Origin of the sequence: Fuscovulum blasticum DSM 2131, assembly GCF_003034965.1 — a bacterium.
In the GTDB taxonomy this organism is placed as follows: Bacteria; Pseudomonadota; Alphaproteobacteria; order Rhodobacterales; family Rhodobacteraceae; genus Pseudogemmobacter; species Pseudogemmobacter blasticus.
In genome coordinates this window covers 21,041-42,611 of sequence record NZ_PZKE01000015.1, presented here as the reverse complement: position 1 = coordinate 42,611, position 21,571 = coordinate 21,041, and the positions used below count along the sequence as shown (strand labels likewise).

General features: G+C 68.0%; 25 protein-coding genes. 9 read left to right on the top strand and 16 right to left on the bottom strand.

The window, feature by feature from the left end; genetic code table 11:
- Positions 1–26 precede the first annotated feature (26 nt).
- The gene (locus tag C5F44_RS14325; RefSeq protein ID WP_107674228.1) at positions 27–899 is read left to right on the top strand and encodes a hypothetical protein; all 873 of its coding nucleotides are present in this window, start codon (positions 27–29) and stop codon (positions 897–899) included.
- 39 nt (positions 900–938) lie between these two features.
- Here the strand turns inward: C5F44_RS14325 and C5F44_RS14320 are convergent, their stop codons facing one another.
- Positions 939–1,193 (bottom strand): DUF2312 domain-containing protein, encoded by a 255-nt coding sequence (locus C5F44_RS14320; RefSeq protein WP_107674227.1) that lies wholly within the window; start codon positions 1,191–1,193, stop codon positions 939–941.
- A 139-nt stretch (positions 1,194–1,332) separates the two neighbouring features.
- Between C5F44_RS14320 and C5F44_RS14315 the strand changes: the two genes are divergently transcribed.
- On the top strand, positions 1,333–1,548 hold the full coding sequence (locus tag C5F44_RS14315; protein WP_107674226.1) for a hypothetical protein: 216 nt from the start codon (positions 1,333–1,335) through the stop codon (positions 1,546–1,548).
- A gap of 11 nt (positions 1,549–1,559) precedes the next feature.
- Here the strand turns inward: C5F44_RS14315 and C5F44_RS14310 are convergent, their stop codons facing one another.
- From C5F44_RS14310 to C5F44_RS14300, 3 genes are all read right to left on the bottom strand, one after another.
- A complete protein-coding gene (locus C5F44_RS14310) occupies positions 1,560–3,383 on the bottom strand; it encodes an enoyl-CoA hydratase-related protein (protein WP_107674225.1) in 1,824 nt (607 codons plus the stop codon).
- A gap of 106 nt (positions 3,384–3,489) precedes the next feature.
- Positions 3,490–3,720, bottom strand: a complete 231-nt coding sequence (locus C5F44_RS14305) for a hypothetical protein (RefSeq protein ID WP_107674224.1) — start codon at positions 3,718–3,720, stop codon at positions 3,490–3,492.
- 34 nt (positions 3,721–3,754) lie between these two features.
- Positions 3,755–4,087 (bottom strand): TraR/DksA family transcriptional regulator, encoded by a 333-nt coding sequence (locus C5F44_RS14300; protein ID WP_107674223.1) that lies wholly within the window; start codon positions 4,085–4,087, stop codon positions 3,755–3,757.
- Positions 4,088–4,240: 153 nt separating this feature from the next.
- Between C5F44_RS14300 and C5F44_RS14295 the strand changes: the two genes are divergently transcribed.
- Both C5F44_RS14295 and C5F44_RS14290 read left to right on the top strand, forming a co-directional pair.
- Positions 4,241–5,104 carry an MBL fold metallo-hydrolase gene (locus tag C5F44_RS14295; RefSeq protein ID WP_107674222.1) on the top strand — a complete coding sequence of 288 codons (864 nt, stop codon included), beginning with the start codon at positions 4,241–4,243 and terminating at the stop codon, positions 5,102–5,104.
- Between the two features lie 84 nt (positions 5,105–5,188).
- Positions 5,189–5,629, top strand: coding sequence for a protein tyrosine phosphatase family protein (locus C5F44_RS14290; RefSeq protein WP_107674221.1), 441 nt, complete (start codon positions 5,189–5,191; stop codon positions 5,627–5,629).
- Positions 5,630–5,633: 4 nt separating this feature from the next.
- Here C5F44_RS14290 and C5F44_RS14285 read toward each other — a convergent pair whose 3' ends face one another.
- From C5F44_RS14285 to C5F44_RS14230, 12 genes are all read right to left on the bottom strand, one after another.
- Positions 5,634–6,632, bottom strand: coding sequence for a FliM/FliN family flagellar motor switch protein (locus tag C5F44_RS14285; RefSeq protein WP_107674220.1), 999 nt, complete (start codon positions 6,630–6,632; stop codon positions 5,634–5,636).
- A gap of 79 nt (positions 6,633–6,711) precedes the next feature.
- Positions 6,712–9,399, bottom strand: a complete 2,688-nt coding sequence (locus tag C5F44_RS14280; protein WP_107674219.1) for an ATP-binding protein — start codon at positions 9,397–9,399, stop codon at positions 6,712–6,714.
- 4 nt (positions 9,400–9,403) lie between these two features.
- The gene (locus tag C5F44_RS14275; RefSeq protein WP_107674218.1) at positions 9,404–9,670 is read right to left on the bottom strand and encodes a hypothetical protein; all 267 of its coding nucleotides are present in this window, start codon (positions 9,668–9,670) and stop codon (positions 9,404–9,406) included.
- Position 9,671: 1 nt separating this feature from the next.
- Positions 9,672–10,058, bottom strand: coding sequence for a response regulator transcription factor (locus C5F44_RS14270; protein WP_107674217.1), 387 nt, complete (start codon positions 10,056–10,058; stop codon positions 9,672–9,674).
- Positions 10,059–10,170: 112 nt separating this feature from the next.
- Complete coding sequence (locus C5F44_RS14265) at positions 10,171–11,463, bottom strand: helix-turn-helix transcriptional regulator (protein WP_107674216.1); 1,293 nt, start codon at positions 11,461–11,463, stop codon at positions 10,171–10,173.
- A 44-nt stretch (positions 11,464–11,507) separates the two neighbouring features.
- Entirely contained in the window at positions 11,508–11,921 is a 414-nt protein-coding gene (locus tag C5F44_RS14260) for a hypothetical protein (protein ID WP_107674215.1), read from the bottom strand.
- Between the two features lie 115 nt (positions 11,922–12,036).
- Positions 12,037–13,020, bottom strand: a complete 984-nt coding sequence (locus tag C5F44_RS14255; protein WP_107674214.1) for an ABC transporter substrate-binding protein — start codon at positions 13,018–13,020, stop codon at positions 12,037–12,039.
- Positions 13,021–13,060: 40 nt separating this feature from the next.
- Entirely contained in the window at positions 13,061–13,843 is a 783-nt protein-coding gene (locus C5F44_RS14250) for an ABC transporter permease (protein WP_107674253.1), read from the bottom strand.
- A gap of 128 nt (positions 13,844–13,971) precedes the next feature.
- Complete coding sequence (locus C5F44_RS14245) at positions 13,972–14,838, bottom strand: ABC transporter permease (RefSeq protein WP_107674213.1); 867 nt, start codon at positions 14,836–14,838, stop codon at positions 13,972–13,974.
- A gap of 15 nt (positions 14,839–14,853) precedes the next feature.
- Entirely contained in the window at positions 14,854–15,651 is a 798-nt protein-coding gene (locus C5F44_RS14240; protein ID WP_107674212.1) for an ABC transporter ATP-binding protein, read from the bottom strand.
- A 106-nt stretch (positions 15,652–15,757) separates the two neighbouring features.
- Positions 15,758–17,209, bottom strand: a complete 1,452-nt coding sequence (hydA, locus tag C5F44_RS14235; protein WP_107674211.1) for a dihydropyrimidinase — start codon at positions 17,207–17,209, stop codon at positions 15,758–15,760.
- Between the two features lie 87 nt (positions 17,210–17,296).
- Positions 17,297–18,547 carry a Zn-dependent hydrolase gene (locus C5F44_RS14230; RefSeq protein WP_107674210.1) on the bottom strand — a complete coding sequence of 417 codons (1,251 nt, stop codon included), beginning with the start codon at positions 18,545–18,547 and terminating at the stop codon, positions 17,297–17,299.
- A gap of 136 nt (positions 18,548–18,683) precedes the next feature.
- Between C5F44_RS14230 and C5F44_RS14225 the strand changes: the two genes are divergently transcribed.
- From C5F44_RS14225 to C5F44_RS14205, 5 genes are all read left to right on the top strand, one after another.
- A complete protein-coding gene (locus tag C5F44_RS14225) occupies positions 18,684–19,337 on the top strand; it encodes a TetR/AcrR family transcriptional regulator (RefSeq protein WP_107674209.1) in 654 nt (217 codons plus the stop codon).
- Between the two features lie 100 nt (positions 19,338–19,437).
- Positions 19,438–20,010 (top strand): hypothetical protein, encoded by a 573-nt coding sequence (locus C5F44_RS14220; protein WP_107674208.1) that lies wholly within the window; start codon positions 19,438–19,440, stop codon positions 20,008–20,010.
- A gap of 19 nt (positions 20,011–20,029) precedes the next feature.
- Entirely contained in the window at positions 20,030–20,485 is a 456-nt protein-coding gene (locus tag C5F44_RS14215) for a heme-degrading domain-containing protein (protein WP_107674207.1), read from the top strand.
- Positions 20,486–20,550: 65 nt separating this feature from the next.
- Complete coding sequence (locus C5F44_RS14210) at positions 20,551–21,159, top strand: TetR family transcriptional regulator C-terminal domain-containing protein (RefSeq protein WP_107674252.1); 609 nt, start codon at positions 20,551–20,553, stop codon at positions 21,157–21,159.
- Between the two features lie 93 nt (positions 21,160–21,252).
- Positions 21,253–21,558, top strand: a complete 306-nt coding sequence (locus C5F44_RS14205; protein ID WP_123876530.1) for a hypothetical protein — start codon at positions 21,253–21,255, stop codon at positions 21,556–21,558.
- Positions 21,559–21,571 lie beyond the last annotated feature (13 nt).

Genomic DNA, 21,571 nt, shown 5'->3' with positions numbered 1-21,571 from the left:
GAAAGAGTCGAGCCCGTTCCTTGAATATGCGTATTGTTTATCACCTCGGCGCCCATTGCACCGATGAAGAGCGGCTGATCCGCTGCCTGCTGAAGAACCGCGTGACGCTGGCCGCCCAGGGCATCCTGGTGCCGGCTCCGACGCGGTATCGCCGGCTGCTGCGCGATACGGCGGTGCAGTTGAAGGGGGCGGCGTCCGACGCCGAGATCCAGACCATCGTCATGGAACAACTGGTCGAGGACAACCAGGCCTCGCGCGTTGTGCTGAGCTGGGACAGTTTCCTCAGCTTTCCGCAATGGGTGCTGAACGGCCAGATGTACACGTTCGCGGGCGAACGCATCCGCGCCTTTACCCGCATCCTGCCGCAGAACGAGGCAGAATTCCATCTGGCGCTGCGCAATCCGGCAACCTTCGTTCCGGCGCTGTTCGAAAAGCAGCGCGCCCGCCCCTATGAGGATTTCATCCGCGGCACCTATCCGGCCGAACTGCGCTGGTCGCTGGTGGTGCGCCAGATCCTGGCGCAAAACCCGGGCGTGCCGCTGGTCATCTGGTGCGATGAGGACACGCCGCTGATCTGGCCCGAGGTGTTGCAGGCGGTATCGGGCCATGCCGATGGCACCGAGCTGACGGATACCGATGAACTTCTGGCCGCGATCATGTCGCCCGAAGGGCTGGCCCAGTTGAAGGCCTATCTGGTGGCGCATCCGCCGGCGTCGATCCAGCAGCGGCGCCGGATCGTGGCGGCGTTTCTGGACAAATACGCCCTGCCCGAGCGCATCGAGATGAACATCGACCTGCCCGGCTGGACCGCCGAGCTGGTGGAGGAAATCACCGCCGCCTATTACGAGGACGTGGCCCTGATCCGGCAGATGCCGGGCGTCACCTTCATCGCGCCCTGATCGGGCGCGACAGGGCGACCGGCGGGGTAATCAGCAGGATCAGCTCATGCCCAAAGCGGTCTTGTACATCTCCAGCACCGCTTCTTCTTCGGCAATGTCGTCGGGCTTGCGCTTGCGCAGCGCCACGACCTTGCGCAGAACCTTGGTGTCATAGCCACGACCCTTGGCCTCGGCCATCAGTTCCTTCTGCTGTTCGGCCACGTCCTTCTTTTCGGCCTCAAGCTGCTCGTAACGCTCGATGAACTGGCGCAGTTCGTCGGCGGCGATGGAATAGCTGTCGGGCGCGTCGGCCATGGGAACATCCTGCCTTTCGGGGTGATCGGGCCGTCAGATAGCCCGGCGCGGCGGGGCGATTCAACCCCCCTCATCAGACTTGCGCGGGCGGTGCGCAGCCGTTAGCCAAGGGGCGCCGCAACCGCAGGAAGGAACGACAATGCAGATGCTGGTCTGGGCAGGCGCGCTGGTTTCCCTTTGCGGCATCGCGGGCCTTGTCTATTGCGTGCTGCGCGCCCTGAAGGCCCGCCGCGCCGGCCTGACGGATGACGCGATGCGGGCCGAGTTGCAGCGCGTGGTCGTCATCAACATGGGCGCGCTGGCGCTGTCGGCGCTGGGGCTGATGCTGGTGGTGACCGGGCTTTTCCTGCGCTGAGCCGCGCAAGCTCAGTCTGCCCCGTTCAGCTCTGCCCGGTTCAGGTCTGACAACGACAGGCCTTCGGCGATCAGATGGTCGATCAGCGGATGCGGCGCCCAGAGGGGATCATCGTCGCGCCAGTGCTGCAGGTCGGCCCGCAACACCAGAAGGCCCCGAAGAGACGCCTGATACATCGGCCCGCCGCGCCAGCGCGGCATCCCGTGGCCGGCCACCATGAGCCAGTCAATGTCCGACGGGCAGCGCGCAACGCCGGCGTCCAGCAGGCGCAGGCCTTCATTCGCCATGGCGGCCAGCCAGCGCCGCAGGATTTCGGGCCGGGGCATGGCGCGCGCGGCAACAGGGGCCGGGTCGGGATCGGCCAGCGCCGGGGTGGCCTGGCCGAATTCATCCAGAGCGGCGGCGATGCTGTCGCGCGGAACGCCCAGTGCCAGCAGCCGGGCCAGCGCCGCCCGGCCCGCCCCCGACACGCGCCGCCCCACCACGGGCAGCCCGTTCACCAGCACCGGAGACAGGCCAAGCCGGCGCAGCAGCAGCACGGTCGCGGCCACGGGGCCGGGCGGGGCGTCGGGCGGCACGGCCAGTTCGCAACTGCGGGCCGAAGGCGACAGGGCCAGCCCCAGCGCGCCCTCGGCCCCGCCCAGCACAAGCTGCGGAACAGAGGGGCCACGGGCGGCAAGGCGGGCGAAATCGGCATCGGCCTGCGCATGGATGACCAGCCGCGCCGACGCCAGCGACGCCGCATCGACAAGCGGAAACAGGCGGGACCGGTCAGCATCGCGCTGCAGGGGCGTCAGCCGGCGGAGACGGATTTCCTCATCCTGCCGCGCGGCGATCCAGTCTTGCGCACGGTCCAGACGGGCGGCGTCGGCATCGAACCAACTGACGCGCATCCCCTGCCCCAGCGCCATCAGCGCCAGCGTCGCGAATTGCGGCGCGCCGCCGGACAGGCCCAGATGGGTGATTTCGCGCGGCCGCACCTTCGCCACCGCCGCCGGCAGGCGCGCGGCATGGCGTTCGGCCCGGGCAACGGCCATCAGGCCCTGCGCCTCGGGCGTGGCGGCCAGGTCTTCGCGGGCCACGGCCTCCATCGCCAAGCCGGCCTCGAAGGGCAGGTAAAGCGAGGCCTCGACGCAGTCGATGATCCGCTTCGGGGCGGGCAGCACGCCACGCAGCGCCTCGGCGCGGGCGGCGGCAATGGCGGCGGCATGGGTCTGCGGGTCGGACTGGCGGTCATGGCGCAGCGCGGTCGGGCGCGGGCCGGGCATCGCGGCCCCCTGCGCCACGGCTGCCGCCTCAAGCGCACTGTCCACCACCCGGTCAACCAGCCCGATCTCCAGCGCCTCGGTCGCCGTTGCCGGACGGCCGCGCAGCAACAGCGCGATGGCCTCGATGGTGCCCACAAGGCGGGGCAGCCGCTGGGTTGTGCCGGCGCCGGGCACAAGGCCCAGGCCCACGTCGGCAAAGGCAAGACGGGTCAGCGGACTTGCCACACGGACATGTGCCGCCAGCGCCAGTTCCGCCGCCGCGCCGATCACCAGCCCGTTCAGGGCCATCACCACCGCCTGCGGATGCCGGTCAACCGCGGCGCACAGTTCGCCCAGGGTTGGGCGGGCGCTCTCATCGCTGGCGCAGTCCAGCGCGGTCGTGGCCGAGAAGTTGCGGCCTTCGGCCCGGATCACCACGGCACGACCGGCCCCTGCCCCGGTCAGCCCGCGCAACAGCGCCGCCCGGACCGGCGGAGACAGGTCGTTGGCCGGCGGGTTGTCGATTGACAGCACCAGCACGTCGCCAGAAATTTCCTCGCGAACCAGCGCAGGTTCAGCTTCCGTCATACGGCTCCCCGGGGCCGGGTTCGGCCTTTCCACAAGGACTTAACCTGAAAGCACAGGCTCTTGGCAACCCGTTGCCATGCGCGGCGGCGGTTTCAGACCGGCAATGTCAGACCGGCATGTTGTCGAACCCATCCTCGATCGCAGCGTCTTCGGCCCGGCGCCGGGCCTCGTCATCGCCGGTCGCGGGCGCCTCGGGCGGTGCGGACGGCACCAGTGCCGCCAACAGACGCATCTCGGCGGTCAGCACATCCATCATGGCTTTCTGCCCCGCCGCCGCAAGGTCAAGGCTATCCTCGGCAAGCCGGGTGATCGGGTCCTGGTCTTTTCCGGTGGTCATGGTCGCTCCTCCTCCCATGCGCCACGCGTCCGGGTCAGGGGGCGCAGCTACGGCAAAACGGTGTGAACGGCACGACATCCAGACGCTCGGCGGCGATCTCGGCCCCGCATTTCGCGCAATAGCCGTATTCGCCTTCTTCGATGCGCTGAAGCGCCGCCTCGATCCTGCGGATTTCCGCCTGCCCCGAGGCCCCAGCGGCCTCAAGAACCTCATCGCCCTCGCGCTCGACCGCGGCTTCTTCCCAGTCGCGCTCGACATGGGAATCCAGCTCGGTCTCAATCGCGGCAAGGCGGGCCCTGAGATCGGCAAGGCGGGCCTCCATCACGGCCTTGCGGGCGGCGATGCCGGGGTCTGCGGCTTTGGTCATTCTGGGCTCCTTCCCTTGCCGCGAAATCCTGCGCCTTGGCCGGGTCTTTCGCCTTGACGCAGGTCAATGCCGGAAACCGTGGCCCGGCGGCCCCCGCTGGAAACCGGGCGGGATTTTCCCTAGACTGTCAGAACACAAAGTCAGGATAGCAGCATGTCGCCAGCGGTTCACGCCTTCTTCGACGAAGCCACCAACACGATCACCTATCTGGTGCGCGACCCCGAAGGCCGCGCCTGTGCGGTGATCGATTCCGTGCTGGATTTCGACTATGCCTCGGGGCGCACCGACACCCGGTCCGCCGATGCGGTGATCGCCTTCATCCGCGACAATGACCTTGCCCTTGAATGGGTGCTGGAAACCCATGTCCACGCCGACCACCTGTCGGCCGCGCCCTATATCCAGGAACGGCTGGGCGGACAGATCGGCATTGGCGACCGCATCACCGTGGTGCAGGAGACCTTTGGCAAGATCTTCAACGAAGGCACCCGGTTCCAGCGCGACGGCAGCCAGTTCGACCGGCTGTTCCGCGATGGCGACAGCCTGATGATCGGGCAGATGCGAGCCAATGTGCTGCACACGCCCGGCCATACCCCGGCCTGCCTGACCTATGTCATCGGCGACGCGGCCTTTGTCGGCGACACCCTTTTCATGCCCGATTTCGGCACCGCCCGCTGCGATTTTCCCGGTGGCAGCGCCGAAACCATGTGGGAGTCGATCCAGAAGATCCTGTCCCTGCCCGAACAGACGCGGATCTTCGTCGGCCATGACTACAAGGCCGAGGGGCGCGATCACTATGCCTGGGAAACCACGGTGGGCGACCAGAAGCGGCTGAACCGCCATATCGGGGCCGGCAAGTCGCGCGAAGATTTCATCGCGCTGCGGCAGGCGCGCGATGCCACGCTGGCCATGCCGCGGCTGATCATCCCGTCCTTGCAGGTGAACATGCGCGCCGGCCAGATGCCCGAGCCCGAGGAGAACGGCAAAAGCTATCTCAAGGTGCCGATCAACGGGCTGTGACGGCGGGGCTTCCGCTGGCCGCGGCGCGGGGCTAAGGTCGCTGCGCCCGCCTGTCCCGCCCGCCTTTGCCGAAGGATCGCCCCCATGGATATTCGCCCGTTGACGCCCGGCTATGCCGTCTCGCCGCAGATCGAACCGTCGGACCTGCCGGCGATCAAGGCCGCCGGCTATGTGATGGTGATCGACAACCGCCCCGATGGCGAGATCCCGCCCCATCTGCACACCGCCGAAATGCGCCGCGCCGCCGAGGCGCTGGGGCTGACCTTCGTCGCAAACCCGGTGATCGGCGGGGCGCTGACGATGGAGAATGTCACCGCGCAGGCGCAGGCCATGGCGGCGGCCACCGGGCCGGTCTTTGCCTATTGCGCCAGCGGCAACCGCTGTTCGGTGGTCTGGGCGCTGACGCAGGCCGGCAGCCGCCCCGCGGATGAGCTGATCGGGGTTCCGGCCCGGTTCGGCTACAACCTTGAACCCCTGCGCGGCCAGATCGAGGCGCTGGCCGCCCAGCGCGGCGCGGCGGGCTGACCCGCTAACCCGTTGCCAGAAAGGCCGGATCGGCACCGTCGCCGAAGGCCGGACCATTGACCGCCGGCCGGTCCTGCGGGCGCTGTCCGGGCGGCGGAATCACGGCCACGGCGCCCTGCCCGGCCTCGGGCGCGGCCAGACGCAGGGCGCGCTGGCCGCGATGCTGGCCCAGCGTGGCGCGCGCGACCGACCGGCCATCGCCCCCTTGCAGCGCGATCCGGTCCAGCGCGGCCTCGGGCAGCGGCAGCACAAGGCCGGGGGCAAGGCCCGTCACCGCCGACAGGGGCAGCGACAGCCGGGCGATCACCGCATCCAGCGTGACCCCGGCCCCTGAAACCGCTTCGGCCAGGCCCTGCGCAAAGGCGGTGGCGCCTTCGGGGGGCGTCTCGCCGGCGGGGCCATCGGCCGGCACCCCGCCCGGCAGGCGGCCGCGGCCTTCGGCGGGCAATGCCAGCAGCAAATGGCCGCTGCGCGCCCCGTCCGCCATGCTGACCGCAAGCTGCAGCACGCGATAGGGCTGATCCTCCAGCAGCAGGCCCAGCGGGCGCGGGTCTTCCAGGAACGAGGCATAGCGAAAGCCGCCGGCCCACAGCAGATCGGCCTCATCGGCCAGAAGCGCCTCAAGCTCGATCAGGGCGCGGTCGATCACGCCGGTCACCATGGCGGCATCGGTGCGGGTCGGGCGGCGCGGCGCGGGGGACTGGGGCGCGACGCGGCCGATGGTCTGCCGTTCGATCAGGGCGGCGGTCAGGTCGGGCGACAGCGCGATCAGCCCCAGCCCGCCGGCCGGCCCGTCCAGCAGCGCGATCAGCGCGCGGTCGGGCGGCAGGTCCAGCAGTTCGGCCAGACCGCGCCGGGCGATCTGCAGATCGGTCACGGTCAAGAGCAGGCCTACGCCATCGCGCGCGGCGCGGGCGAAGGCCAGCCGCCAGCCATGATCGGCGCCGGGGCTGCCTTCGGCGGCGCTGCCGCTGGTCACCTTGCGGCGCAGGATGTCATTCATGGGCCAATCCCAGCAAGGCGGGGCCCACCCGCGCGGCCCCGATCCCCGGCAGGTTATCCCCACCGCCGTTAGGAATGGGTTAAGCGGCTTTCGCCTCAAGCCGCAGCGGCAGGACAATGCGGAAGGCCGCCCCGCCCTGCCCCGGCAGATAGGCGATGGTGCCGCCCAGATTGGCCACGATCTCGCGGCAGATCGCCAGACCAAGCCCAGCGCCCTTGGCCCGCATCTCGCCCGGCAGACGGCCGAACTTTTCAAAGATCAGACCCTGCGCATCCTTGGGAATTCCGCTGCCGTTGTCGGCAATGTCGATCCGCACCCGGCCCGCCTTCATCTTGACCGCGATGCGGATTTCCGGCTGCGGCGCATCGCAGTATTTCCGCGCGTTCGAGATGAGGTTGATGAAGACCTGCGTCAGCCGGTCGGCATCGGTGCGCAGGAACAGGCTTTCCGCCGCCAGATCGCGCAGGATCACGAAGCGGGTCTCGGGCTTGACCTGTTCCGCCGCCTGGATCGAACGGTCGATCATCTCGCGCAGGTTGGCCAGGCCCAGCGTCAGTTGCACCTTGCCGCTTTCCAGCACCGACAGGTCCAGAAGATCATCCAGCAACCGGGTCAGGCGGCGCGATTCGTCCTGAATGATGCGGCCGCTGCGCGCCACCATCGCGGGCGGCAGGTCACCCTCGGCCAAGATCTCGGAAAACGCCCGGATCGAGGTCATCGGCGTGCGCAGTTCATGGCTGATCTGGCTCAGGAAGGCGTCCTTCTGCACCGAAAGCTGGGTCAGCTTGTCATTCGCCTCGCGCAAGGCGGTGGCGGTGCGGGCCAGTTCCTCACGCTGGTTTTCCAGTTGGGCGGAATATTCCATCAGTTGCGCGCTTTCGCGCGCCACCGTCATCAGGTCATCCACCGTGACCGTGCCCTGCCCGGTGACATTGGCGATCATCGCATGGGCCGTGGCCGCCCCGACCGAACCGGACAGCCGCTGTTCAAGATCCGACACGAATGCGGGCGTCGGGTCGGGCAGGATCGACTGGCGCTTGCCCTGCGCGCGGGCGGCCTCTTCAAACAAGGTCTGGGCGGCTTCGTCGCCCAGGATGTGCTGCGCCATGACCAGCAGCGCCTCGGGTTCGACATGGCCGCCGCCCAGGCCGCGCGGGCGCAGCGGGCCTTCGAAGACATTGACGAAGGCCGCCCCCTGCAAGCGTTCCACCGGGCCGGGGAAGGTGACGACCGACCCCAGGAAGAAGGCGGTGCCGTTCAGGAACAGCGACCAGAACAGCGCGTGGATCAGCGGGTCCATCCCGTCGCTGCCGAACAGCGCCTGCGGCCGCAGCCAGCCGATGCCGGCGGGACCATCGGCCAGAAGACCCGCCGGAAACACCGCATCGGGGCCGAAGGATGGCAGGAACAGCGCATAGGCCCAGACGGCAAAGCCCACGATCAGCCCGGCAATGGCGCCAACCCGGGTGGCGCCGCGCCAGAAGATGCCGCCGATCATCGCCGGCAGGAACTGCGCCACCCCGGCAAAGGCGATCAGCCCGATCGAGGCCAGCGCGGCCGAGCCGCCCGACACATGGTAATAGCCATAGCCCATCGCCAGCACGACACCGATGGACACCCGCCGCGCGTTCAGCACCACCGCCCGCACGTCTTCGGAGATGGCCCCCGCCGGGCGCAGCCGCAGCCAGACCGGCAGGACGATGTGGTTCGACACCATGGTGGCCAGCGCGATCGCCTCGACGATCACCATCGAGGTGGCCGAGGAAAACCCGCCCAGAAAGGCCAGCATCGCCAGCGCGCCCTGACCTTCGGTCAGGGGCAGGGTCAGGACGAACATGTCGGGGTTCGATCCGGCGGGAAGCCGCTCCATCCCCATCACGGCGATGGGCACGATGAACAGGCTCATCAGCATCAGATAGGCGGGAAAGGCCCAGCTTGCGCGGGCCAGGTGGCCTTCGTCGTAGTTTTCCACCACCAGAACGTGGAACATGCGCGGCAGGCAGATCACCGCCACGCCCGCCAGCAGGATCAGCCCGGTCCAGCGGCCGGGGTTCATGGCCCAGCCGGTGATGGCCGAGGCGTCGATGCGCTGCATCATGCCCGAGACGCCGCCCGCCAGCCCCCAGACCACGAAGATGCCCACCGCGATCAGCGCGAAGAGCTTGACCACCGCCTCGACCGCGATGGCGGTGACGATGCCGTGGTGCTGTTCCTTGGCGTCCAGATTGCGGGTGCCGAACAGGATGGTGAACAGCGCCAGCCCCGCCGCCACCCAGATGGCCGTGGGGTCCGCCCCCAGCGGCGCCGATCCGTCGGGCGCGTGTTCGGCAAAGACGCCAAAGGACAGCACCACCGATTGCAGTTGCAGCGCGATATAGGGCGTGGTCGCCACCACCGCCATCAGCGTGACGATCACGCCCAGCAGGTTCGACTTGCCGAAGCGGGCCGAGATCAGGTCTGCGATGGAGGTTACCCGGTGCTGCCGGCCGATCCGCACCAGCTTGCGCAGCACCCACCACCAGCCGATGAACACCAGCGTCGGGCCGAAGTAGATGGTCAGATACTCCAGCCCGGAGCGGGCCGCGTAACCGACCGCGCCATAGAACGTCCAGGCCGTGCAGTAGATCGACAGCGACAGCGTATAGACCAGCGGGCTGCGCAGCCAGCCCAGCCGCCCGCGCCGCGCCCGGCTTTCCACCAGAAAGGCCACCAGGAACAGCAGGATGACATAGGTGATGCAGGCCAGGACCAGCAGGTTGAAGGGCATCCTGTCAGTCCTCGTCCTCGTCCGGTTCGCCATCGCGGCGCGACAGGCCGGGGGCAATGGCGGCGGCCAGCACGATCATGCCCACCCACAGGCCGAACAGATAGACCAGATCGCCGGAAAACCGCCGCCCTTCGTTGCCGGGCGGCGACCAGAGCAATGGCAGCAGCAGGAAGAACAGGCCGAACAGCGGCAACAGACGCGCCGCATCGCGCAGGCGGCGGCGGCGATAGGGGATGCGCCCCAGAAACATCGGGCGCCGGGGGATTTTCATCTCAGCCCCGCGCCACGGGGGCACGTCCGGCCAGGGCGCGCACCTCGGCCAGAATCTCGGCATTGGCAAAGGGCTTGGCCATGAAACTGTCGGCCCCGGCGCGGGCGGCGGCCTCGCGGTCGCGGCTCTGGCCACGGGCGGTCAGCATCAGCACCGGCGTGGCGGCGGTGGACGGGTCGCCCCGCAGCGCCGCCAGCACCTCCAGCCCCGACAGATCGGGCAGCATGTGGTCAAGGATGATCAGGTCCGGGGTGATGCGCTGCGCCGTGGCGGCGGCCCCGGTCCCTGTGGAAAGATGGGTCACCTGCCAGCCGTCGCGTGACAGGATGAAGCCGATGGCTTCGGCAATGTTCGGCTCGTCCTCGATCAGCAGGACATGCTGGCCCATGCGGTGCGATTCTCCCCCCGTGTTCCCCCGCACCCGGCGGAACAGGCGGCCAGTATCGGCGGAAAGCCGCCCCCTGTCAAAACCCCCTGTCAAAAGCTGAGACGGCAAAAGATCAGGCCGCCGCTTCGCCCAGGATCGAAGGTTCGCGGCGGGCCGGACAGCCGCCGCGCGGGCAGATGCGGCAGGTGGGGCCAACGGGCAGAACCGCGCGCGTGCCCCGCGGCGCCGGGTCTGGCAGGATCAGCATCGCCGCCAGCCGTAGCTCCGGCCCGGCAAAGCCCAGCGGCAGGCGGGTTTCGGCAAAGGCCAGACAGCGGAACACCTGCCCGTCGGGGCCAGGCGGCGCAACCAGCGCCTCGACCGGGGCGCCGGGGCGGCCAAGGGCGGCATAAAGCGGCCACAGCGGACAGGCCGCGCCAAAGCGGGGCAGCGCGAAGCCGTCAGCCGGTTTGCGAAACAACAGCGTGCCCGAGGCATCGCAGGTGACCAGCCCCGCCTTGGCACCGGGCAGCAGCGCAATCCGCCGCATCGCCGCCAGCAGGCCGCAGCCAAAGCGGGCGGCAAGGCGGGCCGGATCGGGGCCATCCTCGGCCAGCGCCTGGGCAAAGGCGGGCTGCGGCAGGGCGGCGGCATCTTCCGCCGCTTGCGTCACATGCGCCCGCGCCAGCACCCGCGCCGCGCCCGAGGCCAGCGCCTCCAGCTCCGGCCCCAGCGCGGCGGGATCGCCGCCTTCCACTTCTGGCAGGTGCCAGCCGCGCGCCGCCAGCCACAGTTCCACCTCATCCTGCGGGGCGGTCACGCCTTCGTCGGCGGCGGCTTCCGATCGGTCCAGATAGGCCACCAGCGCCTCGGCCCCCTCGGCCAGACGTTCGCTGTCCTGATAAAGGTTGCGGTGGAACCTGTCGCGCCAGTCGGCGGCAAGGTCGGGCGTTTCGGCCAGGATGGCGGCGGTGGCGCGCACCCCGGCCAGCGCCGACAACAGTTCATGCAGGGCCGCCGACAGGTGCGGGTCATGGCTGAGACGGTCATTCAGCGCGGCAACCGCGCGCTCCAACGCCACGCTGCGGCCATGCAGCGCGGCGGTCAGCGCCGCCCAGCCGGGGAAGCGACCGGCGAAATCCTCGGCCCGCGCCACCTCGGCCTCGGCGGCGGGCAAGGCGGCGGCGGCAGAGCGCAGGTCGTCCAGCAGCGCCCCGGCCGAGGCTTCGGCCAGCGCCTGCGGTTCGATCCCAAGCGCCGCGGCCAGCCGGGCCAGCACCTCGGGCGTCACGTTGCGGCGGTTGTGTTCGATCAGGTTCAGGTAGGACGGCGAAATTGCCGCGCGTTCGGCCAGATCGGCCTGCCGCAACCCGGCGGCAAGCCGGCGTTCGCGCAACCGTGTTCCGGTCAAGGCGGTCATCGGCATGGCGCGGCCCCTCCTGTAAAAGGTTTGTCAAATTGACACGGGCTTTACAAGCCACCCTCCTCCATCGAGGGGAAGCGATGGCCGTAGAAGGACAGCGCCCGCCAGGCGCAATCCTGCAAGGCCAGAAACAGCGCCCGACCCTCGGGCCGGGTCGGATCGGCGGTTTCAGCTGCCAGCGCGGCGCGTCCCGCGCCCAGCGCGCTGCCGGCAGGCCCGCGCCAGAACAGGATCTGCTCATCCAGGAACCGCGCCAGCCGGGCATCGGCCCCGCGGCTGCGGTCGTCGATGCGTTCGGCCACGGCAAGGCAGAACGCCGCCTCGGCCTCGGGGCCCGGCAGGCCGCGCAGCCAGGCGGGTGGCGCGCGCTGCCCATCGCGCCAGACCAGCACGAACAGCCCCGCCAACAGCGCCGCGCCAAGAAGAACGCCCAGACCGATCCGCCAGATGCCGCCCTGCATGTGCCCGCCCCGCCACTGCGCGGCAGTCTGGCGGGCACAGGTTAAGAACGCCTGAGCAAACGCAAACGCGCCCGGGGTTGCCCCCGGGCGCGGCTGTCCGGTCAGGCCGCTGCGGTTATTGCAGCGCCTTGTCGGTGATCGCGTGGGTCCAGGCCCCTTCCGGCGCCTTGGTGATGACGGCATCCGACCCGCCCGACATCAGCGCATCGACGGTGCGCTGATAATCGGCCTCGTCCAGCGCGCCGTTCGACCCGGCGGTCAGCTTGGCCACCTCGCCCATCATGCGCTTCTGATGCGCTTCGGTCTGGGCGCCGGTCTCGTCATTTTCCAGCACGATCATGGCGGCTTCGTCGGGGTTCTCTTCCGCCCATTTCCAGCCCTTCATCGAAGCGCGGACGAACTTGACCATCTTGTCCTGGAAGGCCGCATCCGACAGCTTGTCTTCCATGACGTAAAGCCCGTCTTCCAGCGTCGCCACGCCTTCGGTGGTGTAGTTGAAGTTCACCAGTTGCTCGGGCGTGATGCCGGCGTCGATGACCTGCCAGTATTCGTTATAGGTCATGGTCGAGATGCAGGCGGCCTGCTTTTGCAGCAGCGGATCGACGTTGAAGCCCTGCTTCAGCACCGTCACGCCATCGGGCGAACCGTCGGTCTTCAGGCCGAGCTTGCCCATCCAGTTCAGGAACGGATATTCGTTGCCGCCGAACCAGACGCCCAGCGTCTTGCCCTTGAAATCGGCCGGCGTCGTCACGCCCGATTCCTTGAGACAGGTAAGCTGCATCCCCGACGACTTGAACGGCTGGGCGATGTTCACCAGCGCCAGCCCCTTTTCGCGGGCAGCCAGGGCGGACGGCATCCAGTCCACCACCACATCGGCACCGCCGCCGGCGATCACCTGGGTCGGGGCCACATCGGGGCCGCCCGGCAGGATGGTGACGTTCAGGCCTTCTTCTTCATAAAAACCCTTGTCCTTGGCCACATAATAGCCGGCGAACTGGGCCTGCGTGACCCATTTCAACTGCAGGGTCACATCCTCGGCCCAGGCCCCGCCCGCCGCCAGCAGCCCGGCAAGCAACGTCCCCGTCATCACTTTCTTCATGGCTTCCTCTCCTGTTGCAGGCCTGTCTTGCGGCCCATTTTCATTGACGACGCTGTGACGGGTGCCAGAAGGTCACCCGCTTCTCGATCTGTGCGACCAGCCCATAGAAGGCCGATCCGGCAACCGCGGCAACGGCAATCTCGGCCCAGATCATGTCCAGCGCAAGCTGCCCGATCGAGGCGTTGATGCGGAACCCCATGCCAACGATGGGGCTGCCGAAGAACTCGGCAACGATGGCGCCGATCAGCGCCAGCGTGGTGGCGATCTTCAGCCCGTTGAACAGGAAGGGCAGCGCCGCGGGGAACCGCAGTTTCCACAGCGTCTGCCAATAGCTGGCGTGCCAGGTGGCCATCTGGTCGCGCTGCATGGCATCGGTCGCCTTCAGGCCCGCAACCATGTTCACCAGCACCGGGAAGAACACCATGACCACCACGACGGCGGCCTTGGACTGCCAGTCGAAGCCGAACCACATCACCATGATCGGCGCGATGCCCACGATGGGCAGCGCGGCCACGAAATTGCCCACCGGCAGCAGGCCGCGTTGCAGGAAGGGGCTGCGGTCCACCGCGATGGCTGCCGCCACGGCGGCGGCGCAGCCGATCAGCCAGCCGGTCAGCGCGCCTTTCAGGCCGGTCTGCACGAAATCGGCCCAGAGCGTGGGGCCGCTGCCCGCAATCCGCGCGGCAATCGCCGAAGGCGCGGGCAGAATGACCGGAGACACGGCGAAGAGCCGCACCACCAGTTCCCACAGCACCAGCAGCGTCACCCCGAACAGCGCCGGCACCAGCCAGCGCGGCAAGGGGCCCCTGCCCCGCGCGATCATCGCGTTGACCGCCCAGGCGCCCAGCCAGATCGACAGGACCGTGCCCAGCCGGGGATCATAAATCCAGCCCGCGACAAGCGCGGCGATGACGATCCCCGTCAGGGTCCAGTCGAAGGCCGAAGCGTTCTTCATCGTGCCATCCCCATCCGCCGCAGCGTCACCCGCTCGACCAGCCCGATCACCGCCACCAGCCCGGCCGCCACGATGGCCGCCGCGAACAGCGCCGCCCAGATCTGGATGGTCTGGCCATAATAGCTGCCCGACAAAAGCCGCGCGCCAAGCCCCGCCACGGCGCCGGTCGGCAGTTCGCCCACGATGGCCCCCACCAGGGCCGCCGCCGCCCCGACCTTGAGCGAGGCGAAAAGATAGGGCATCGAGGCCGGCAGCCGCAGCTTGCCCAGCACCGCCGCGCCCCCGGCGTTATAGGTGCGCAGCAGGTCAAGCTGCATCGCATCGGGCGCGCGCAACCCCTTGACCATGCCCACCACCACCGGGAAGAACGACAGATAGGCCGAGATGATGGCCTTGGGCACCAGCCCCTGCACCCCCATGCTGTTCATCACCACGATGAACATCGGCGCGATGGCCAGGATCGGGATGGTCTGGCTGGCAATCGCCCAGGGCAGCACGCTCATGTCCATGGCGCGGTTATGGACGATGCCCACCGCCAGCGCGATGCCCGCCGCCGTGCCGATGGCAAAGCCCAGAAGCGTGGCCGACAGGGTGATCCAGCCGTGATAGACCAGACTGCGCTTCGAGGTGATCGCCTGCCCGGCGACGCCCTTCCACAGCTCGGCCACCACCTGATGCGGCGCGGGCAGCACGGGGCGTTCCTGTGTCATGGTGGCGACGACCATCTGGCCGAAGGCGGGCGGTTCGGTCCCCGCCCGCGCGGCCTGATCCAGAACCCAGGCCCGGTTCATCGCCACCGCCGCGCCATACCACAGCACCACGATGGCCGCGACAACCGTCAGGATCGGCAACACGCGGTTCATGCCCGGCCCCCGCGGTCAGTCATAGGAATGGCCCGCGCGCAGCCCTTCGCGCACCCGATGCGCGATGGCAATGAATTCGGGCGTATCGCGGATGTCCAGCGGCCGCTCCCTTGGCAAGGGGCTGTCGATCACATCGGTGATGCGGCCCGGACGCGGCGACATGACCACGATCTTGGTGGACAGATAGACCGCCTCGGGAATGGAATGGGTGACGAAGCCGATGGTCTTGCCGGTCCGCGCCCAGAGCTTGAGCAGCTCTTCGTTCAGCCGGTCGCGGACGATCTCGTCCAGCGCGCCGAAGGGTTCGTCCATCAGCAGGATGTCGGCATCAAAGGCCAGCGCGCGGGCGATGCTGGCGCGTTGCTGCATCCCGCCCGACAATTGCCAGGGGAATTTCTTGCCAAAACCCTTCAGGTCGACCAGATCCAGCACCCGTTCGACCCGGGCTTCCTGTTCGGCCCGGGGGAAGCCCATGATCTCCAGCGGCAGCTTGATATTGCCGGCGATGGTGCGCCACGGATACAGCCCCGCCGCCTGGAACACATAGCCATAGGCCCGCTTGCGCCGCGCCTCGTCGGGGGTCATGCCATTCACGGTCAGGCTGCCGCCGGTCGGATGTTCCAGCGCCGCGATGCAGCGCAGGAAGGTGGTCTTGCCACAGCCCGAGGGGCCGATGAAGCTGACGAATTCGCCCTTGCCGATGGTCAGGTCCACGTCCTTCAACGCGTGAACCGGCCCGTCATTGGTCTGGAAGACCAGATTCAGCCCCTGCGCCGCAATCACCGGCTGGCCGAGGTTGATGGTATCCTTCATTCCTGTCCCCCAACGGCCCCGGCCGCCCTGTCCCGATACATGACCCACGCCGCGACCGCCGCCGTCAGCCGCCCGTCGATCCCGGCCTGTTCGGCCAGCGTCGCCATCATACCCCGCTTGCCGGAATACCCGCGCGCGCCACCGGCCGCGGGTTGGTCAGCGCCTTCCAGGTGGACAGCGCCTTGCCGACCGGGGTGCCCGGCGCGCGGGCGACGAACTTGCCATGCCCCTCGACACTGGTCAGCGCGCCGTCCGTCACCGCCACATGGCCCCGGCTCATCACATAGCGCGGCAGGCCCTTGACCGTCTTGCCCTCGAACACATTGTAGTCGATGGCCGATTGCTGGGCTTTGGCGCTGATGGTCTTTTCCTTCTCGGGGTCCCAGACCACCAGATCGGCGTCCGCCCCCACCAGAACCGCGCCCTTCTTCGGGTAGCAGTTCATGATCTTGGCGATATTGGTCGAGGTGACGGCGACGAATTCGTTCATCGTGATCCGCCCGGTGTTCACGCCATAGGTCCACAGCATCGGCATCCGGTCCTCAAGCCCGCCGGTGCCGTTCGGGATCTTGGTGAAGTTGCCGACGCCGAACCGCTTCTGTTCGGTGGTAAAGGCGCAATGGTCGGTGGCGACGCAGGACAGCGTGCCGCTGGCAAGCCCCGCCCAAAGGCTGTCCTGATGGCGCTTGTCGCGGAAAGGCGGGCTCATCACCCGCCGCGCGGCATGGTCCCAGTCGGGGTTGAAGTATTCGCTCTCGTCCAGCGTCAGGTGCTGGATCAGCGGCTCGCCCCAGACCCGCTTGCCGTTCATCTTTGCCCGGCGGATCGCCTCGTGTGCCTCTTCGCACGACGTATGCACGACGTACAGCGGTACGCCCGCCATATCCGCGATCATGATCGCGCGGTTGGTCGCCTCGCCTTCCACCTGGCTGGGGCGGCTGTAGGCATGGGCCTCGGGGCCGGTATTGCCCTCGGCCAGCAGCTTGGCCGACATTTCCGCCACCAGATCGCCGTTCTCGGCATGGACCAACGGAATCGCCCCAAGTTCGGCACAGCGGCGGAAGCTGGCGAACATCTCGTCATCGTTCACCATCAGGGCCCCCTTGTAGGCCATGAAGTGCTTGAAGGTGTTGATTCCGCGCTCGGTCACGGCCTTCATCTCGTCAAAGACCTGCTCGCCCCACCATGTCACCGCCATGTGGAAGCTGTAGTCGCAATGCGCCCGGGCGGTCTTGTTGTCCCAGATCTTCAGCGCGTCCAGCAGCCCTTGCCCCGGCGACGGCAGCGCGAAATCCACCACCATCGTGGTGCCCCCCGCCAGCGCCGCGCGGGTGCCGCTGTCGAAATCATCGGCCGAATAGGTGCCCATGAAGGGCATTTCCAGATGCGTATGCGGGTCGATCCCGCCCGGCATGACATAGCAGCCCGTCGCATCCAGCACCGTATCGCCCTTCAGCCCGTGGCCGATGGCGATGATCTGGCCATCCTCGACCAGCACATCGGATTTGTAGGTCAGATCGGCGGTGACGATGGTGCCGTTCTTGATGACAGTGCTCATTTCCCGCTCCCCAACAGGCCGCAGCCTGCTTCCAGTTGGCTCAAATACCCTCGGGGGTCCGGGGGCAGACGGCCCCCGGCGCCTCCGTCACGCAATCACCTCTGCCGTGTCCAGCACCGCATGAAGCAGCACGTCCGCCCCAGCGGCGGCCCATTCCGGGAAGATGGTCTCGGCCTCGTTATGGCTGAGGCCGCCCACGCAGGGGCACATGATCATGGTGGTTGGGGCGACGCGGGCCGTCCAGCAGGCGTCATGCCCCGCGCCAGATACGATGTCCATGTGGCTGTAGCCCAGCTTTTCCGCCGCAGACCGGACCTTCGTCACCAGATCGGGGGTAAAGGTCACGGGGTCGAAATGGCCCACCGCCTCGACCGCGCAGCCTACACCCAACGCCTCGCAGATCGCCGCCGCCTCGGCCTCGATCTTCGCGCGCATCCGATCCAGCTTGGCCTGATCGACGGTGCGGATGTCCACGGTGAACACCACCTTGCCCGGCAGCACGTTGCGGCTGTTCGGGGCAAAGGTCACCTGCCCCACCCCGCCCACGGCATTGGGCTGGTTCTCCATCGCCACGGCCTGCACCATTTCGAAGATGCGCGCCATGGCAAGGCCGGCGTTCACCCGCAGGTTCATCGGCGTGCTGCCGGTATGCGCCTCGCGGCCGGTGAGGGTGAATTCCAGCCACCACAGCCCCTGGCAATGGGTGACGACGCCGATGTCCTTGCCTTCGGCCTCAAGGATCGGGCCCTGTTCGATGTGCAGCTCGAAATAGGCGTGCATCTTGCGCGCGCCGACCTTTTCCTCGCCCACCCAGCCGATGCGGGCCAGTTCCTCGCCAAAGACCTTGCCGTCCAGATCGCGGCGGGCCTTGGCATAGTCTTCGGTATGGATGCCGGCGAAAACGCCGCTGGCCAGCATGGCGGGCGCGAAGCGGGCGCCTTCCTCGTTCGTCCAGTTCACGATGGCAACCGGATGCCGGGTGCGGATGCCCAGATCGTTCATCGTCCGCACCGCCTCAAGCGCGCCCAGAACACCCAGAACGCCATCGTATTTCCCGCCCGTGGGCTGGGTGTCCAGATGGCTGCCCATATAGACCGGCAGGGCGTCGGGGTCGGTGCCGGGACGGGTGGCGAACATGTTGCCCATGCTGTCCACGCCCATGGTCATGCCCGCCGCCTGACACCAGCGCTGGAACAGGTGGCGGCCCTCGCTGTCGGCATCGGTCAGGGTCTGGCGGTTGCATCCCCCCGCGATGCCGGGGCCGATCAGGGCCATTTCCATGAGGCTGTCCCACAGCCGTGCGGAATTGATCTTCAGGTTCTCACCTGGTGCGGCCATCTGGCGTCTCCCTGTCGCGGGGCCTCTGACGGGCCCGTTCCGACCATGCTTGCGGCGAATCTTGTCCTGACCGTATGGTCAAGGCGAAGCGCACCACAACCTGACCAGCCGGTCAACAAATTTCCCCAACCTGCCGATGGATGACTCTGCACAGAAAACACGCACAAGGGGCAGCCGTCGCACCGATATAAGGCGCGAGAACGAGCAGTTGATCCTGCGCGCCGCGGAAAAGGTGTTTGCCGAGGCCGGGTTCGGCGGGGCCACCATGCAGTTGATCGCCGATATGGCGGGCCTGCCCAAGGCCAACCTGCATTACTATTTCGCCACCAAGGAGGAGCTTTACCGCCGTGTGGTCGAGGACATCTTCCAGATCTGGCTGCGTGCCGCCGACAGTTTCGACAATGCCCCCGACCCGGCCAGCGGCATTGGCGCCTATATCGAGGCGAAGATGCGCATCTCGCGCGAACATCCCTTCGGGTCCAAGGTCTGGGCCAGCGAGGTGATGCACGGCGCGCCGGTGATCCAGGACTATCTGGAAACCACGCTGCGCGACTGGACCGAGGGCCGCATCACCGCCATCCGCCGCTGGATCGACCAGGGCCAGATGGCCCCCATCGACCCGCGCCACCTGCTGTACATGATCTGGGCCACCACCCAGCACTATGCCGATTTCGGCCACCAGATCGAAACGCTGAACGGCGGCAAGCCGCTGAATGACCGGCAATGGCAGGCCGCGACCGACAGCGTGAAGGCCATCATCCTGCGCGGCATCGGGTTGAGCGGCGCCTGAGGGCAGGGTCGGGAGTCCGGCCTTCCCAAATGCCCCGTCTCTGTTACGCTGATCTTCTTTTGAACCGGCGGCCCGCCCGCCACAGACAGGATTTTCAGCCATGCGTTTTCCCGCTCTTGCCAGCCTTGCCGCCCTTTCGCTTGCCCTTGCCCTGCCCGCCCAGGCCGGCCCGGTGGCCGATGCCGCCGCTGCGCTGGAGGCTGCGGCCGCGGGGGGCGATGCGGCGGCCCTGACCGCCGCGCAGGACCAGTTGCAAGAGGCCGCCTGGGCCGCGCAGCCGCTGCATTTCCGGCAGGCGCTGCCCACCGCCGCGGCTTCGGGCGGGTTCGGCGTCTATGATCCCCGCCCCGATACCGTCTATGCGCGCGGCGAGGACATCTTCCTTTATGCCGAACCGCAAGGCTACGGGTATGGCGACCTTGGCGACGGCCGGTTCGAGATCGGTTTTGCCGTTGACCTGCGCATCCTTGACACGGCGGGCGGCGTTCTGGTCGAGGCGCCGGATTTCATGGCGCTGACCCATCAGGCGCGCGGCAAGGCGCGCGAATTCGGCGCAACGCTGGTGGTGAACCTGACCGACGCCCCGGCGGGCGACTATCAACTGGAATTCACCTTCCGCGACCGGCACAGTGACCAGCGTGCCAGCTTCACCCAGCCGGTCACGCTGAAATAACCGACAGGACACGCCCCGGATGCAGCCCGAAACCATCGAAGCCGATTATGATCGCCTGATCTTCCCCCGTTTCGACGAAACGGTCGCGCTGGCGCTGGGGCAGGATCTGGTCCGGCGCGGGCTGGCCGGGGCGCTGCCCATTGTCATCGACATCCGCACCGCCGACCGGGTGCTGTTCCACGCCGCCCTGCCCGGCGCGGCGCCGCTGAACGACCTGTGGGTCGCGCGCAAGTCGGCCACGGCGCTGCTGTTCCAGGTGCCCTCGCTGCTGGTCGGCCTGCGCAACCGCGCCAAGAACGAAACGCTGGCCAAGCACGGGCTGGACATGGCCGACTATGCCGACCATGGCGGTGCGGTGCCGATCCGGGTGGCGGGCACCGGCGTGGTGGCCTGCCTTACCGTCTCGGGCCTGCCGCAGGTGGAGGATCATCGTCTGGCCGTTGCGGCCCTTGAGGATGCGCTGGCGTCCCTGTGACCGAAGCCCCGCATTTGCCCCCGCCCGACACCCGCGCTAACATGCGGGACCGGAAAGGAAAGCCGATGACCGTGCAGCGCAGCCGCATTCAGCGCAAGAACCGAGAAGCCATCCTGGAAGCCGCGCTTGACGTGTTTTCGGCGCAAGGCTTCCGTGGCGCAACGGTGGACCAGATCGCCGAGGTCGCCGGCCTGTCCAAGCCGAACCTGCTGTACTACTTCGCCTCGAAGGAAGAGGTGCACCGCACCCTTCTGACCGGCCTGCTGGACACCTGGCTTGATCCGCTGCGCGCGCTGAACCCGGAGGGCGAGCCGGTCACCGAGGTTCTGGCCTATGTGCGGCGCAAGCTGGACCTGTCCCGCGACTTTCCCCGCGAAAGCCGGCTTTTCGCCAATGAAATCCTTCAGGGCGGCCCCCGCATCCGCGAGGCCCTTGAGGGTGATCTGAAGGCGCTGGTCGATGAAAAGGCCGCCGTTCTGGCAGGCTGGATGGATCAGGGCCGCCTGGCGCGTGTCGATCCGGTGCATCTGATCTTTTCGGTCTGGGCGCTGACCCAGCATTATGCCGACTTCGACTTTCAGGTCCGCGCCGTTCTGGGGCCTGGCCATGATCCCTTTGCCGAAGCCGGCCCCTTTCTGGACACGCTGTTCCGCCGGATGCTGAGCCCCGGTTGATCCTTCGGATTTTACGGGCTTTGCGGTGGGAAGGCCGCCCCCTTCGCGCTAGGATCGGCGCAGTGGGGAGCAACCCTTGGAAAGGCGACGGAAATGGGACCGATCTCATCCGTCCGGCCAACGGTGCTGACGTTGGGAACATCGCCGCATCTGACGGCAGGACAGTCAAACAGCGCCGCCATCGCGGTGCGGGGCGGCGCGCGGGCTGAACCGGCGACGGCCCCTGAAACCGGGCGCCCGGTTGCCCCGGCGTCCGACACGACCAAGGCCGCCACCGGCCTGACGGAAGACAATTACCAGATCGAAATGGCCCGGGCGCGGGCCGAGGCGGCGCAGCGCGCCTATCTCATGGCATCGCTGGCCGCCGGGCTGAACCCGCTGAACGACCCCGTGCCGTAACCCGGCCAGACTG

Excerpts from the sequence above, each read along its gene's own strand:
- C5F44_RS14240 (WP_107674212.1), bottom strand. The coding sequence starts at position 15,651 with ATGAAGGATACCATCAACCTCGGCCAGCCGGTGATTGCGGCGCAGGGG.
- C5F44_RS14305 (WP_107674224.1), bottom strand. The coding sequence starts at position 3,720 with ATGACCACCGGAAAAGACCAGGACCCGATCACCCGGCTTGCCGAGGAT.
- C5F44_RS14315 (WP_107674226.1), top strand. The coding sequence starts at position 1,333 with ATGCAGATGCTGGTCTGGGCAGGCGCGCTGGTTTCCCTTTGCGGCATC.
- C5F44_RS14220 (WP_107674208.1), top strand. The coding sequence starts at position 19,438 with ATGCGTTTTCCCGCTCTTGCCAGCCTTGCCGCCCTTTCGCTTGCCCTT.
- C5F44_RS14320 (WP_107674227.1), bottom strand. The coding sequence starts at position 1,193 with ATGGCCGACGCGCCCGACAGCTATTCCATCGCCGCCGACGAACTGCGC.
- C5F44_RS14325 (WP_107674228.1), top strand. The coding sequence starts at position 27 with ATGCGTATTGTTTATCACCTCGGCGCCCATTGCACCGATGAAGAGCGG.
- C5F44_RS14290 (WP_107674221.1), top strand. The coding sequence starts at position 5,189 with ATGGATATTCGCCCGTTGACGCCCGGCTATGCCGTCTCGCCGCAGATC.
- C5F44_RS14275 (WP_107674218.1), bottom strand. The coding sequence starts at position 9,670 with ATGAAAATCCCCCGGCGCCCGATGTTTCTGGGGCGCATCCCCTATCGC.
- C5F44_RS14295 (WP_107674222.1), top strand. The coding sequence starts at position 4,241 with ATGTCGCCAGCGGTTCACGCCTTCTTCGACGAAGCCACCAACACGATC.
- hydA (WP_107674211.1), bottom strand. The coding sequence starts at position 17,209 with ATGAGCACTGTCATCAAGAACGGCACCATCGTCACCGCCGATCTGACC.
- C5F44_RS14250 (WP_107674253.1), bottom strand. The coding sequence starts at position 13,843 with ATGATCGCGCGGGGCAGGGGCCCCTTGCCGCGCTGGCTGGTGCCGGCG.
- C5F44_RS14310 (WP_107674225.1), bottom strand. The coding sequence starts at position 3,383 with ATGACGGAAGCTGAACCTGCGCTGGTTCGCGAGGAAATTTCTGGCGAC.
- C5F44_RS14285 (WP_107674220.1), bottom strand. The coding sequence starts at position 6,632 with ATGAATGACATCCTGCGCCGCAAGGTGACCAGCGGCAGCGCCGCCGAA.
- C5F44_RS14270 (WP_107674217.1), bottom strand. The coding sequence starts at position 10,058 with ATGGGCCAGCATGTCCTGCTGATCGAGGACGAGCCGAACATTGCCGAA.
- C5F44_RS14215 (WP_107674207.1), top strand. The coding sequence starts at position 20,030 with ATGCAGCCCGAAACCATCGAAGCCGATTATGATCGCCTGATCTTCCCC.
- C5F44_RS14245 (WP_107674213.1), bottom strand. The coding sequence starts at position 14,838 with ATGAACCGCGTGTTGCCGATCCTGACGGTTGTCGCGGCCATCGTGGTG.
- C5F44_RS14255 (WP_107674214.1), bottom strand. The coding sequence starts at position 13,020 with ATGAAGAAAGTGATGACGGGGACGTTGCTTGCCGGGCTGCTGGCGGCG.
- C5F44_RS14260 (WP_107674215.1), bottom strand. The coding sequence starts at position 11,921 with ATGCAGGGCGGCATCTGGCGGATCGGTCTGGGCGTTCTTCTTGGCGCG.
- C5F44_RS14230 (WP_107674210.1), bottom strand. The coding sequence starts at position 18,547 with ATGGCCGCACCAGGTGAGAACCTGAAGATCAATTCCGCACGGCTGTGG.
- C5F44_RS14205 (WP_123876530.1), top strand. The coding sequence starts at position 21,253 with ATGGGACCGATCTCATCCGTCCGGCCAACGGTGCTGACGTTGGGAACA.
- C5F44_RS14300 (WP_107674223.1), bottom strand. The coding sequence starts at position 4,087 with ATGACCAAAGCCGCAGACCCCGGCATCGCCGCCCGCAAGGCCGTGATG.
- C5F44_RS14225 (WP_107674209.1), top strand. The coding sequence starts at position 18,684 with ATGGATGACTCTGCACAGAAAACACGCACAAGGGGCAGCCGTCGCACC.
- C5F44_RS14265 (WP_107674216.1), bottom strand. The coding sequence starts at position 11,463 with ATGCCGATGACCGCCTTGACCGGAACACGGTTGCGCGAACGCCGGCTT.
- C5F44_RS14280 (WP_107674219.1), bottom strand. The coding sequence starts at position 9,399 with ATGCCCTTCAACCTGCTGGTCCTGGCCTGCATCACCTATGTCATCCTG.
- C5F44_RS14210 (WP_107674252.1), top strand. The coding sequence starts at position 20,551 with ATGACCGTGCAGCGCAGCCGCATTCAGCGCAAGAACCGAGAAGCCATC.